This is a genomic window from Ferruginivarius sediminum, assembly GCF_003344765.1.
GTDB lineage: Bacteria > Pseudomonadota > Alphaproteobacteria > Kiloniellales > Rhodovibrionaceae > Ferruginivarius > Ferruginivarius sediminum.
In genome coordinates this window covers 1-12764 of the sequence record NZ_QPMH01000017.1, presented here as the reverse complement: position 1 = coordinate 12764, position 12764 = coordinate 1, and the positions used below count along the sequence as shown (strand labels likewise).

The window sequence follows — 12764 nt, the reverse complement described above, 5'->3', positions numbered from 1 at the left end:
CTACTGGAGGCACATCAAAATTGATGCGCGCCGGCATGACGCGATGCGTCACCGGATTGCAGGGATTTTCCCCGTGCAGGCAGGCGGCGACTGGCCCGCTATTGCTCCAGGGGTTGGAACTCGCTCCAGGCCCGCTCGAAGCGGTCCAGGTTTTCCTGCGTATAAGCCTCGAAGTCGAAGTCGATGGCCGAATGCACCTCGGACACCATGCTCCACATGCTCTCGCGCAGCAGCGATGCCGCCTTCATGGCCGCCAGCGCCCGGCGCTCTTGCGGCCGGGGCGCCCGGCCGAAATAGAGATGCAGCAGCATCTCTTCCTCTTCCGCGCCGAACTGGTTGTTGGAGGAAAGGCCGCCAAGGTCGAACATCGGCGAATTGAAGCCGGCATAGTCCCAGTCGATCAGCCAGAGGCGTTCGCCGTCGTCGATGAAGTTCGCCGCCAGCAGATCGTTGTGGCCGAAGACCACGTCGATTGGCCCCACCGCCCGTTCCAGCCGCTCGGCCCTGTCGAGCAATTCGCCGAGTTGGGGGGCGCGCGGACTGTCGGCGCTGCGCAGGACGCCGGCGTAGTGGCGCACGATGTAGAACACCCAGAACATCAGGACCGGCCCGCGCATGTGATGGGCCATGTCGTGGTGACAGCGCCGGATCAACGGCACGATCCGTTCCAGGTTCGCCGGCTGGCGGATGTCGGCCTCATCCAGCGTTCGCCCCTCGACGAAGCGCGTGACGAGCACTCCCGGCTGCGCATGCACCACGGCGGGCGAGATGCCGGCAGCTTCCGCCGCGCGCGCGGCCGCCAGCTCGTTGAAACGCATGACCCCGTGCACGGGAATGTCCTGGCCTACACGCACGAAGAAGCGCTCCCCGGCGTCGTCGACCAGGAAGTTCGTGTTCGTGATGCCGCCCTCTATCGGGCGCGGGTCGACCGGGCCCGACCAGATATCGAGATCCGCGACCCTTGCGGCGGGATTGTCGTAAGCCTTTGTCATTGCCTCCCCGTCAGTCCAGGTCGAGTTCAGTCCCGGCCGAGTTCAGTCCAGGCCGAGTTCGCGCTTGCGCCGCGCGGCCCATGCCCCGATCAGGCGGTCCGCGATGATCGCCAGGAAGGCCACGCACACACCGGCAACCAGCCCAAGTCCGGTATCGGCGCGGGTCAGCGCGATATAGACCTCTTGGCCAAGATCCCTGGTGCCGACCAGCGCGGTGATGACCAGCATGGACAGCGCCATCATGATGGTCTGGTTCACGCCCAGCATGATCTCCGGCATCGCCAGCGGCACCTTCACCTTCCAAAGCAATTGGCCGCGGCGGCAGCCCGACATTTTCGCCGCCTCGATCACCTCGCCCGGCACGCCGCGCAAGCCGTGGTCCGTGTAGCGGATCGCCGGCGCCACGGCGTAGGCCGTGATCGCGACCATCGCGGAGAAGTCGCCGACCTGGAACAGCATCACCACGGGGATCAGGTAGACGAAACTCGGCAGGGTTTGCAGCGTGTCCGCTATGTTCTGGGCGATCCGGTGAAAGCGCTCGCTTCCCGCGGCGAGGATGCCGATCGGCAGGCCTATCGCCATCGCCAGCACCACCGAGATGCCGCAGAGATAGGCGGACACCATCGCCTTTTCCCAGTTGCCGGTGACAGCGATGAAGATCGCCAGCGAGGCCACGAGCGCGCCCAGCCGCCAGCCGCCGATGCGCCAGCCGGCCATGGCGAGAACCACCGCGACGCCCGGCCAGGGCGCGTCGATCAACAGGCGCTTGAAAGGAATCAGCAGGTTGATCAGCAACCAGGATTTGACGGCATCGAGATAGATGTAGAGGTGGACGTTCACCCACGCGACCAGGTTCTCGAAAAGCGGCCCGGTGTCGATGACCAACTGGTCCGGATAACTGCGGAGGGCAGGAATGAAGAAGGCCAGCACGTAGGTCCCAAGCAGGATACCGGCGATGCCAAGCAGCGTCGTATGGCGGTCGGCAAAGCCCTGTTCGGTCTGCAGGTGAACGGGCGTCGCGCCGCGGTTTGCCACGGCCTGGCTCAAACGGTCCAGCGAGATCGCCAGTACGGTGATGGCGACCCCGGCTTCCAACCCGTCGCCGATGGCCAGACGCCGCAGCGACGTCAGGACGTCGTGACCAAGCCCGCCGGCCCCGATCATCGAGGCGATGATGACCATGTTCAGCGAGAGCATGATCACCTGGTTGACGCCAACCATCAGGCTGTGCCGGGCAGAGGGCAGAAGCACCTTCCACAGCATCTGCCGCTCGCTGCAGCCGGCCATGCGGCCGAATTCCAGAACCTCGGCGGAGACCCCACGCAACGCCAGCATCGTCATCCGCACCATCGGCGGCATGGCGTAGATGATGGTGGCGATCATCGCCGAAACCGGCCCGAAGCCGAACAGGAACAGCACCGGGACCAGATAGGCGAAGACCGGCACCGTCTGCATCAGATCGAGCACCGGCGTGATCGCCCGCTCGAAAGCATGGCTGCGATAGCCGAGGATGCCTAGCAACCCGCCGCAGACGATGCCCACCGGCACCGCGACCAGGATCGATGACAGCGTCACCATCGCGCTGTTCCACTGGCCAAAGACAGCGAGATAGGCGAAACACGTGCCGACCAGAATCGCCAGCCCACGGCTGCCGACGCGCCAGGCCAGCCAGGTCACGCCGCCCAGGACGCCCAGCCAGGACAGCGGCGGGATCAGGATGCTGCTTTCCTCGCCGAGCGGCACCTCAAGCCCGTGCGCCAGAAGGACCAGACAGGCCTGCAGCGGCACGTTCAAAAGCCAGGCGATACCCCGCGTGAACTCCTTGAAGGTGAAGAGCCCGAAAGTGGCCTCCTTCACCAGCCATTCCATGGCTTCGCTGACCCAGTCCCGCAACGGCAAAACCCATTCGTCGGGATAGTGGGCGAGCCATTCCATGCGGGCGCCGGCGAACCAGAGAGCGAGGAGCACCGCCAGCGTCAAAGCCCACAGGAGAACCGTGGGACGGCGCACGACAGCCGGACGCGTTTCGACCCCGGTCAAAGCCGTCATTGCGCCGCCACGTCCCTGCTTCCGTGCGGCGCCAGCACATCCAGCACCGCGTTCTTCTCTAGCCGGCCGATCACGCGGCCAGTCTCGTCCATGACGGCAAACGGCCTGTCGGCGTTCACCACACGATGCGCGACCTCGCCGATGCGTTCATCGGCCTTCACCTCTCCGGCCACCTCGCCGATGTCCTCCGCCTGTGTCGTGACAGAGCGCACCGAAAGCACCTTCGAGCGATCGACGTCGCGGGTGAATTCGGCGACGTACTGCGTTGCCGGATTGGTCACCAGTTCCTCGGGCGAGCCGATCTGCACGATCTCGCCGGCTTTCATGATCGCGATCCGGTCGGCCAGGCGGATGGCCTCGTCGAAATCGTGCGTGATGAAAACGATGGTCTTGTGCAGAACCCTCTGGAGGCGCAGGAACTCGTCCTGCATCTCCCGCCGGATCAGCGGGTCGAGCGCCGAGAACGGCTCGTCCAGGAACCAGACGTCGGGCTCGACCGCCAGGGAGCGGGCGATGCCGACACGCTGCTGTTGACCGCCGGACAGCTCGCGCGGGAAATAGGTTTCGCGCCCCTCCAGACCGACGAGTTCGATGACCTCCATCGCGCGGCGCTCTCGCGTCGCTCGGTCGACACCCTGGATTTCAAGCGGGAAGGCGACGTTGCCAAGCACGGAGAGGTGCGGCAGCAACGCGAAGTGCTGGAACACCATTCCCATCTTGTGCCGGCGTATCTCGGTCAGTTGCTTCTCGTCCGCCGCCAGGAGGTCTTCACCCTCGAACAGCAGTTCGCCGCCCGTGGGCTCCACCAGCCGCGACAGGCAGCGCACGATCGTAGACTTGCCGGACCCCGACAGGCCCATGATGACGAAGACCTCGCCGTCGTGGACATCCAGGTTCGCATCGCGCACCGCGCCGATGTAGCCGGCTCCGGCAATCTGCTCGGCGCTGGGGTGCCCGTCGCAACGCGCAAGAAAGCGTTCGGCATCGTCGCCGAACAGCTTCCAGAGTCCGCGGCAACTCAGCTTCGCGTCGGCGGATTGCCTGGATTGCATGACAATATCCGGTCGGCTCGCCTCTTTGGCGCCGGATTCCTCAACCATAACGAAGAAGTGTCCCGGGGTTGCTGTTGATGGAGAGGGCGCCGGAGGCTGGACCGCGGATTCAGTCCAGCCTCCGGCGCCGGCGGTCTGGAGGCGATGCTAGTTCTTGGGAATCCAGGACTGCCAGGTGTCCCGATTGTTCTCCATCCACTCGTCGACCACGACGCTGATCGGCATGCCGTCGAGATCGACCTTGCCGATCATCTCGCCCATGTCCTGGTTGGTGATGTTGAAGTTGCGAATTGCTTCGTAGGCCGCGGGCCACTTCTCCTCGCCGCCGGCCCAGCCCACGGCCTTGATCCAACCGCGCGGCTTACCGCAATCGACGGTCTTGTCCGGGTTCGGGCCCCAACTCGGATCCTCGTAGCACTCCTTGGAGTAGCGCGGGAACTCGACCCACTCGCCCTCGAACTTGATCGGCGCCCAGTGCGGCGTATACACCCACGCCAGGATCGGCTGGCGCCGCTGGTAGGCCGACTGGATCTCCGCGAACAGCGCGGCGTCCGTACCGGCATGGACCACCTCGAAATCCAGCCCGAGCGCTTCGACGCGCTCTTCATCCTTGCCGCCCCAAGTCACGGGACCGCCCAGGTAGCGACCCTTGGGGTGCGTTTCCGGCGACGCGAACAGCTCGGCGCAGTCGTTCAGCGCTTCCCAGTCCGGCAGACCGGGGCACTCCTCCTTCACGTACTTCGGATACCACCACTCCTCGATGGCCTTCATTCCGGTCTCGCCGAGATCCACGGTATCACCGGTCTTCAGCGATGCCGTCAGGGCGTCCTTGCCGGTGGTTTCCCAGATTTCCATGGCGACGTGCAGGTCGCCCGACTCCAACCCGGCGAACTGGGCCAGATAGTCGGCCTGGACGTACTCGACGTTGTAACCCATGTCCTCAAGGACGCTGCCCATGATGTGAGTCGTGAGCGCCTGCCCGGTCCAGTCGTGGATGGTCATTTTGATCGGGTCGTCGGACTCCGGGACGTCGGCCGCATGTGCTGGGGCCGTCGAAAGTGCGGCGGCCATCATGCCGGCGATCAGCGCCGTCCGTCCGGCCAGCTTGCCAAAAGCAGGTGCCATCGGTTCCCCCTCTCCCTATTCAATTGCATTTGTCTCGCATTGCCGTACCGCCATCGGACACACGCCCGCCGGCGTCGGCGACGTACCATCTCCACCGGCGACGACACACATACACCGCCAGCGGATTGGTCGGTTCAGGCCACGCTGTGCTCGCGCTTGAATATTTCGACTACACTTGCGCGTCGTCCGAGCATTACTTTCCCAAGCCGAATCTGATCGCGTGGGACTGCCTGATGTGAGGGCCCAAGTTAGGCGTCAGGTGGCCGACAATGTCAACCAAAAACCACAAAATACCACAAAAATGGGCTTCCGTGGCGACAGGCGACGCCTTATACTGCCCTTTGGTTGTGGGAACATTTCCCTCCATCGGTCAGAAGGAAGCCTTCCGTGAATCGGACTGTCCGGCAGAACGCCATCCTCGACACGCTCGACGCAACCGGCTCGGCCACGGTCGCCGAGTTGATGCGCGCGCTCAACGTGTCCGACGAGACGATCCGTCGCGACATCAAGGCGATGGCCAGCAAGGGGCTGGTGGAGCGGGTTCACGGCGGCGTCGTCCTGCCGGACCTCAACCGCGAACCCGCCTTCCAGAAGCGCATGATCCAGAACGGCGTCGCCAAGCAGGCCATCGGCCGCAAGGCCGCCGAATTGATCAGAAACGGCGACTCGCTGATGCTGGATACCGGCAGCACGACAGCCTATGTGGCCCGCGCCCTGACCAACCACGCCGACCTCTTCGTCGTCACCAACAGCGTCGAGATCGCCCGCACCCTCGCGAAAGGCAAAAGGGGCAACAAGGTCTATGTCGCCGGCGGCGAGATGCGGGGCGACGACGGCGCCACCTTCGGCCCGACGGCGCACGAATTCGTGCGCCGCTTCCGCGTCCGTTACGCCGTGATCTCGCTTGGCGCACTGCACAGCGACGGCGGCGTCATGGACTTTCATCTGGAAGAAGCGGAGTTCTGCCAGACGGTTATCGCGCAGGCAGCGCAGGTCGTCGCCGTTGCGGACGTCAGCAAGTTCCGGCACCAGGCACCTGTCAAAGCCTGCGACATCAGCCGCATCGATATCCTGATCACCGACCAGACGCCGCCGGAACCCTTCCTCAAGCACCTGCGGGACAACGAAGTTCGGCTCTTGATCGCCAACGAAGACGTCGCGGACCGAGAAACCGCCTAGCTTTCCTTCACCGCCTGCAGCCGATTGGCGAATTCCTCGGAGCCCATCAGCGTCTTGCAGCGCTCGAACCGCTCGATCGAATAGGCCCAGAAATCCTCGGCTGGATTGCCGTTCGCGTGCTGGATCAGACCCCACAGGGTCCAAAGCAGGTCGCACATCGCCTTGTAGACAACCATCCGCCCGAAGTCCGCGTCCGACACGGCGCCGCCACAGTAGGCCTCCATCATCTGGAGATCCTGCTCCGGCGTAAAGCCGGCCTCGACCGAGAGGTCGCCCAGATCCCACAGCGGATCGTTCATGCCGGAATATTCCCAGTCGACGATCCACATGCGCTCGCCGGTATCCAGGAAGTTCTCGCACAGCGGATCGCAGTGACACGGCGCCAGGGCGGCCGGCTTGGCATCGAGAACGGTGCGCACCGCCTCCGCCTCGCGAACCACGTCGTGATAACCGTCGGGTAGCTGCGCCCCCAGCTTGTCGAGGACCTTCAGATAGTCGTCGATCATCGCGAACAACTCGAAGCGGAAGCGGAACTCCCGGCCGCTTGTGTGGAGTTCGCGAAACGCGCGGCCGGCACGCGCCGGCGCGCCCTCGGTCGTGTGAAAGCTCTCCGGCGTCATCGTCGTCGCGGCGATGTGGGGCATCAGCATCAGGCCGTCGGATTCGTCGAAGAACAGCACCTCGGGCGAGACGCCGGCAGCCGCCGCGGTGCGGGCGTTATGCGCCTCGATCGAGCGATCGATGAATTCCTCCGTTCCCGGCCCCGCCACGCGCAGCACGTAGTCGTCGCCGCTCCCGCGTATGCGATAAACCAGGTTGGTCAAGCCTCCCAAGCGCTCGACCGAAAGGTCGTGGCGCGGGACATCCCGGAGCTGCGGAATTCGCACGATGTGGGATTCGATATCGTCCAAGGTCATCTCCCTTCGGGTTTCGGCTCTTCCGTCAATGTGGGCGCCCGGACCACTGCCCATGTGCGGCTCCGAAGACGCCGTTTTCGTGTGGCATTGTAGCTTTCTGTGGATTTCTGTGGTAATCGAGGATTGCGTATCCTGCAAGCACACAGATTGTCGGCCGTCACTCTGGGCGCGCTTATCCAGTGAAGATGGTCGTTGGCTCAGTCAAAATCGGAGGTATCAATGTCGAGCGCCAATCAAGTTGGACATTTAAATGATGTTTACAAATCCAATTCAGTAGAAGATATTGCCAATACGTATGATAACTGGGCCAAGGATTACGATTCCAGCATGCTGCAGGCCGGCTACCGTCATCCCATGATCTGCATCGGCCTTCTCACCCGATACGTGCCCGCTGATTCCGGGGCGATCCTCGACGCCGGCCAGGGGACAGGCCTGGTGGGCGAATGGCTGAAGATCCTCGGCTACTCCGAGGCCGCCGGTTTCGACGTTTCGGAGGGTATGCTGGAGGTCGCCCGCAGCCGCGGCGTCTACGACGACCTGCGCAAGGCGGCCCTGGGCGAGCGTCTTCCCTACGAAGACGGGCGCTTCGCCGCCTGCGTCTCGGCCGGCGTGTTCACCATCGGTCACGCCAAGCCGGAAGGCGTCGACGAACTGCTGCGCGTGGTGCGCCCGGGTGGCCATCTCATCCTGACGGTAAAGGACAAGCTCTATGAGGAGAGCTTCGAGGATTACCTGGACAAGCTGGTCGCCGCCGGGCGCTGCGAGGTGGTAGAGATGACGCCCAGTTACATCTCGGTACCCGGCCAGGAAGGGCACTCCACCAGCCGCGCGCTGGTCCTGAAGGTGCTTGGCGGGTAATCGACAACCAGGACGGGGCTCAGGCCGGCACCGGCCAGCGATCAAGCAGGGCTTCCAGTTCCGCGATGCTGGCGATCACCGCGCTTGCGCGGTGCGCCAGCTCGTCGGCCGTGGCGGTGCCGCTGAGCACGCCGATCGCCGCGGCGCAACCGGCGGCGTGCGCCATCTCCAGGTCGTGCAGGTTGTCGCCGACGACCGCCACGGCCCCTGCCGGCAGACCCATGGCGCGGCAGAACCCCTCGACCATTCCCGGTTTCGGCTTGCCGCCGAAACCGCTGTCGTAGCCGGCAACGAACAGGTCGTCGGTCTCGACGCCAAGACGCGCCAACGTCGCCCGCGCCGCCGCCTCGCCGTCGCTGGTCGCCACCCCCAGCGCCAGGCCGCGCGAACGCAGCCGCCGGAACAGATCGGCCACGTCGGTCACCGGCACGGCATGCTGCGCGCCGGCGGCGAAGATCTCATCCATCGCCCGCGTCAGCGCGGCGAGCTCGTGCTTTGCGCCGGCCTCGATCCAGGCCGCGGCGATCTCTTGCGTGTGGGACGCGGCCAGCAAGCTGCCGCCAACCACCCGGTCCGCCTCGACATCGTAGCCGCCGATCTCCAGCAGGCGGGCGGCCAGGTCTGGGTCGCCCTGTGCGGCCAGCGCGGCAACCTGGCGATTCAGCGGCGCCCAGGTCTTGTCGTAGTCGACGAGGGTTCCATCCTTGTCGAAGAGGATCCCCTGGATCGGCGTGCTCGCTACAGTCACTTTGCGGCCATCCTCCGTGTTCGGTTGAGCGGGGTCACGCGGACGCATCACCCCATCGCTCGCGATGGCCGCTCGGGCCGCGAGTGGCGTTAGCGCCTATCACATTGTTCGTCATATGGATATATGCACCATTACATACCAAACAAAGGTTCAGCCGACAGAACTCGAAAGCTGCCGTCGCGTGTCGTACGGAGCTGGCGCCCAACGCTGCTGGACAGCAACCGTGTCATTTACTCGATCGACGGAACGCGATAGTAGACGCGCCGCGTGATCGTCCATCCGCTGCACGTGGTGCGCGTCACCGTTCCGATGCGGACGCGTTGGTTCCAGCGGAACGTCTCCTCGTGCAGGAAGCGCTTGATGTGCTTCTGGCTGATGTGATGGTAGACGTCGACGACCGTGCGGCGGATCCGGTCGTTGAAGCCCTCGGCCCTGATCGCGTGCACCATGCCCCATACGCACCCCATCCGCCCGTGGTTGACGCTGTCGTGTTGGTCCATACCGATCTCGATCGCTCCGGGACGCTGGATCGCCACCAGCGCTGGCGTCTTCGTGGTGTAGCCCTGCTTGTTCTGACGCGCATCCGGGTTCCCCGGATCCTTCTGCGGCTTGCCACCCAGCGCCATGTCGTCAGTCTCCACGACGCCGTTCAGCACGGCTTCGGCCATATCGCCTTCAGCCAGACCGCCGACGGCGCCGGCGAAGACCGCGTGCGCGCCTTCCATCGCGCCTCGCCCCGACACTAGAAAGCGCCCGGCACAGCAGACGGCGCCAAGGCGTCGGGCAACAGCGCGCGCTTATCGGTACGTCGTCGAGTGCCCGCGGTTCTTGGCGTCGCCGGCAAACAGCGCCTTTTGTTGGCTGGACAGCCACTTTGCGGGCTCAACCAACGCCGCTTGCGCTTGGGGCGATATTATGCCGGCGGAAGCGGCTGGTCGCTGGTCACGATCGTTGTAGCCAAATTGCATGAACTGTCTACAACGTGTATGCGGCATCTGGTTGTCAGGTTTGTAGCCAGTTCCTATGTATTGGCTACAACACGAGAGCGGTACCGCCAGTCATGGTCGATTACCTACCCGTTGCCACCCAGACGATGTACGCCGACCTTAATGAGCGCGCGTGGCGCGGAAATCTGCAGGATCTCACGGCCGGCACCGGCGGCAGCGCTTACACACGCGAGGTCAACGGCCGGAAGTACTGGTACTGGCGCCCGCCGTCCGATCACGGTAAACGCCCGTCTCCGCGGTATCTGGGGCCGGATACCGATCTCGTTCGTCAGCGAATCCAGGAGCTCGATGAGCATACCCACAACCGCCGAGAGCGCCGGGATATGGTCCGGGCGCTGCGGTCGGCGCGACTTCCTTATCCCGACAAGATCACCGGGGATGTTCTGGCCGCCCTTGCCGAGGCCGGCGCCTTTCGGCTGCGTGCCGTCGTCGTCGGTTCAGTCGCCTTCCAATGCTATTCGGGCCTGCTCGGGGTTTATATCCCGGCGACCCTGTCCCGGACAGGCGACGTCGATATCGCCCAGTTCCACTCCATCTCCCTCGCGGTCGAGGACCAGATCGACGCAGATGCCGAGGCACTTTTGAAACGCGTCGACCGTCGGTTTCGCGCCATCCCCGATCCGTTCGACTCCCGCCGTACGCTTCGGTACGCACTGGAATCCGGCAAAGCGGAGATCTACTCCGTCGACGTCCTCTCGCCGCTGCGTGGACCCGAGCGCGGCAGTCTCACGCAACTGCGCGCCCTGCGTACCGACGGCCAGCTTATCCGGTTCCTGGACTACCTGATGTACCAGGAGCAGAACGCGGTGATCCTGCATGGGGCGGGTATACCGATCAACGTGCCAGCGCCCGAGAAATACGCGCTGCACAAACTCCTCGTCGCCCAGATGCGACATGCGATCCCGCGCAGCCAGGTCAAAGCGCGGAAAGATCTCGATCAGGCTGCGGCGCTCATCGAGATCCTCGCGGAGATGCGACCGGAAGACCTGGCGGATTCCTGGAGTGATCTGCGGGAACGAGGCCCCTCTTGGCGCGGCAAGGCGGATCGCAGCTTGCGCCTGCTGCCGGAGAAGGCCAGGCAAGCACTTGAAGGCGCTATAAAAGGATCGTGATCGAGAAAGTGCCCGACGACCGGTGAATTTTCCAGCTTTACATACCAGACACAGCAGTCCGAGAGTTTGGAGGTCTCGCGTGCGATTTAGACGGTCACCGATCGTACCGCGCTCGGGCCCTCACCTTGCCGCTGCGGCTCTTGCGGGTCGCCATGCCGGTGCAGATCCGCTGATTCCAGCGGACCGCGACCTCGTCCAGATAGCGCTCCGAATACTGCTGGCTGATATGATGGAACACGCCTGGGACCGTGCGGCGAACCCGGTCGTTGAAGCCCTCGGCGCTGTTCACGTGGACGTCGCCGCGAACGCACTCAAGCTGGCCGTGGTTGACGCTCTGGTGGTCGGCGTAGCTGCGGCCGACAACGGCGAAGCCGCCGTGCTGGTCGGTCATCAGCGTCGCCGTGGCCGCGACGACAGTCGAGATCACCTGCTGCAGAGCCGCCGCGCTCACGCCCATCAGCGGCCGCGCCACGGCCCGCCCGGGCGAGGCGCGCAGCTCCAGCGTCTGTGGGCGCTGGATGGTGACCGGAACCGGCCGCTTGGTCGTGTGGCCCTGCTTGTTGCGTCGGGCGACCGCGTCCGACGGGTCCTTCCGCCGCTTGCCGCCGACCATTACCTCGTCAGCTTCGATGTGGCCTTCCAGCAGGTCTTCGCCAGGCGCCATCAGCAGCCGGATCATCTGGCTCATCCACCAGGCGGTCGTCCGGGTGACGCCTGCGAGTTCCGCCAGCGGCGGCGACGACATCCCCTTGTCGGTCTGCGGCGACCGCCAGATGGCACGCAGCAAGGCTGACAGCTTCAGCTTGGTCGAGTGAAGCGGCGTCCGGGTCGTCACGGTGAACCGGCCGCGGTATTCCGGCTCGGCGCACTGGCAAAGCCCGGGGCGCGCCTTCTTGCCGACGTCGCGCCCGGCGATCGGCGCCGAGCTTAGCGAGCCGCAGAACGGGCAGAAGTGGCCCCTTGCCCAGACCATCGCCTCGAGAATCCGCCGGCATTCCGCCTCGTCGGAGAACGCCTCCATCATGTCCCACGCCGTGCGCACGCGCTTCTCCAGCGCGGTCAACCAGTGCTTCGGCATCCGCGCCTTCGACCAACGCGCCATGCGACCGGCCTCTCACGATACCGTTTCTTGGGCCGGTCGCCCCGCTTCCAGGCCGCGAAGCGCCACATCGAGAACGCGCAACCCTTCGCGCTCCAGATCGAAGGCCCGCTCCGACAGCGACCAGCGGATCGCCGTCCCTTGCACGACGGAGATCACCAGCCACGCGGCGGCGTCCGGCTCCACGCCGGGATCGATCTTGCCGGTGCGCTGTCCATCCGCGATGATGTGTTCCAGCCGGGCATGGAAGCGTCCCGCGACCTCCGCCACCCCGGCACGCAACGCGGCGTTGCCCCGATGCAGCGTGCGCGAGAACAGAATCGCGGGCAGCGCCGGAGTCGTTACGATCAGACGGAGCTGCGCGGCGACGAGTTGTCGCAAGCGGGCCGGTGCCGGATCGCCCTCCCCAAGGGCGGCGCGCCATGCCGTTTGCATGCGTTCGCCCAGGACCGTCGCCAGCGCCCGCCACATCTGCGGCTTGCCTTCCGGGAAATGGCGATAAAGAGCGGGCTCGCTGACGCCGATCCGCGCGGCCAATGCCTTGGTCGTGACCGCGTCGGGGCCCTGTTCCCCGGCCATCCGGAGCATCGTGTCCAGGATCTGCCGACGTCGCTCTTCGCCAGTTT

At 64.9% G+C, this 12764-nt stretch carries 12 protein-coding genes; 3 read left to right on the top strand and 9 right to left on the bottom strand.

Annotated elements, in window-relative coordinates; all coding sequences use genetic code 11:
* Window positions 1-98: 98 nt before the first annotated feature.
* The 4 genes from DRB17_RS15260 to DRB17_RS15245 all read right to left on the bottom strand — a co-directional run bounded on the left by DRB17_RS15260 (window position 99) and on the right by DRB17_RS15245 (window position 5218).
* On the bottom strand, window positions 99-992 hold the full coding sequence (locus DRB17_RS15260; protein WP_114583087.1) for a choline kinase family protein: 894 nt from the start codon (window positions 990-992) through the stop codon (window positions 99-101).
* A 42-nt stretch (window positions 993-1034) separates the two neighbouring features.
* Entirely contained in the window at window positions 1035-3041 is a 2007-nt protein-coding gene (locus tag DRB17_RS15255) for an ABC transporter permease (protein WP_114583086.1), read from the bottom strand.
* Window positions 3038-4093 (bottom strand): quaternary amine ABC transporter ATP-binding protein, encoded by a 1056-nt coding sequence (locus DRB17_RS15250; protein ID WP_114583136.1) that lies wholly within the window; start codon window positions 4091-4093, stop codon window positions 3038-3040. Before DRB17_RS15250 ends, DRB17_RS15255 begins: the two co-directional genes overlap by 4 nt.
* A gap of 147 nt (window positions 4094-4240) precedes the next feature.
* Window positions 4241-5218, bottom strand: coding sequence for an ABC transporter substrate-binding protein (locus DRB17_RS15245; RefSeq protein WP_241503858.1), 978 nt, complete (start codon window positions 5216-5218; stop codon window positions 4241-4243).
* Window positions 5219-5605: 387 nt separating this feature from the next.
* Between DRB17_RS15245 and DRB17_RS15240 the strand changes: the two genes are divergently transcribed.
* On the top strand, window positions 5606-6397 hold the full coding sequence (locus DRB17_RS15240; RefSeq protein WP_114583085.1) for a DeoR/GlpR family DNA-binding transcription regulator: 792 nt from the start codon (window positions 5606-5608) through the stop codon (window positions 6395-6397).
* Here the strand turns inward: DRB17_RS15240 and DRB17_RS15235 are convergent.
* On the bottom strand, window positions 6394-7308 hold the full coding sequence (locus DRB17_RS15235) for a choline/ethanolamine kinase family protein (RefSeq protein ID WP_206607916.1): 915 nt from the start codon (window positions 7306-7308) through the stop codon (window positions 6394-6396). The two genes, DRB17_RS15240 and DRB17_RS15235, sit on opposite strands and share 4 nt — an antisense overlap.
* 333 nt (window positions 7309-7641) lie before the next feature.
* Between DRB17_RS15235 and DRB17_RS15230 the strand changes: the two genes are divergently transcribed.
* Window positions 7642-8172: a class I SAM-dependent DNA methyltransferase gene (locus tag DRB17_RS15230; RefSeq protein ID WP_206607915.1), complete on the top strand. Its 531-nt coding sequence runs from the start codon at window positions 7642-7644 to the stop codon at window positions 8170-8172.
* Between the two features lie 19 nt (window positions 8173-8191).
* Here the strand turns inward: DRB17_RS15230 and DRB17_RS15225 are convergent, their stop codons facing one another.
* A complete protein-coding gene (locus DRB17_RS15225) occupies window positions 8192-8920 on the bottom strand; it encodes an HAD family hydrolase (protein WP_206607914.1) in 729 nt (242 codons plus the stop codon).
* Between the two features lie 230 nt (window positions 8921-9150).
* Window positions 9151-9645: a transposase gene (locus DRB17_RS15220; RefSeq protein ID WP_114583081.1), complete on the bottom strand. Its 495-nt coding sequence runs from the start codon at window positions 9643-9645 to the stop codon at window positions 9151-9153.
* Window positions 9646-9980: 335 nt separating this feature from the next.
* Between DRB17_RS15220 and DRB17_RS15215 the strand changes: the two genes are divergently transcribed.
* A complete protein-coding gene (locus DRB17_RS15215) occupies window positions 9981-11039 on the top strand; it encodes a nucleotidyltransferase family protein (protein WP_114583080.1) in 1059 nt (352 codons plus the stop codon).
* A 94-nt stretch (window positions 11040-11133) separates the two neighbouring features.
* On the opposite strand, the gene DRB17_RS15210 is transcribed toward DRB17_RS15215, so the two are convergent.
* The gene (locus DRB17_RS15210; protein WP_114583079.1) at window positions 11134-12141 is read right to left on the bottom strand and encodes an IS1595 family transposase; all 1008 of its coding nucleotides are present in this window, start codon (window positions 12139-12141) and stop codon (window positions 11134-11136) included.
* 12 nt (window positions 12142-12153) lie between these two features.
* Window positions 12154-12764, bottom strand: a 611-nt coding sequence (locus tag DRB17_RS15205; protein WP_147274927.1) for a TetR/AcrR family transcriptional regulator, incomplete at its 5' end; no start/stop codon positions are given.

What these genes read in the sequence shown, in the direction of transcription:
- DRB17_RS15260 (WP_114583087.1), bottom strand. Translation starts at nt 992, where the DNA reads ATGACAAAGGCTTACGACAATCCCGCCGCAAGGGTCGCGGATCTCGAT.
- DRB17_RS15255 (WP_114583086.1), bottom strand. Translation starts at nt 3,041, where the DNA reads ATGACGGCTTTGACCGGGGTCGAAACGCGTCCGGCTGTCGTGCGCCGT.
- DRB17_RS15250 (WP_114583136.1), bottom strand. Translation starts at nt 4,093, where the DNA reads ATGCAATCCAGGCAATCCGCCGACGCGAAGCTGAGTTGCCGCGGACTC.
- DRB17_RS15245 (WP_241503858.1), bottom strand. Translation starts at nt 5,218, where the DNA reads ATGGCACCTGCTTTTGGCAAGCTGGCCGGACGGACGGCGCTGATCGCC.
- DRB17_RS15230 (WP_206607915.1), top strand. Translation starts at nt 7,642, where the DNA reads ATGCTGCAGGCCGGCTACCGTCATCCCATGATCTGCATCGGCCTTCTC.
- DRB17_RS15220 (WP_114583081.1), bottom strand. Translation starts at nt 9,645, where the DNA reads ATGGAAGGCGCGCACGCGGTCTTCGCCGGCGCCGTCGGCGGTCTGGCT.
- DRB17_RS15215 (WP_114583080.1), top strand. Translation starts at nt 9,981, where the DNA reads ATGGTCGATTACCTACCCGTTGCCACCCAGACGATGTACGCCGACCTT.
- DRB17_RS15210 (WP_114583079.1), bottom strand. Translation starts at nt 12,141, where the DNA reads ATGGCGCGTTGGTCGAAGGCGCGGATGCCGAAGCACTGGTTGACCGCG.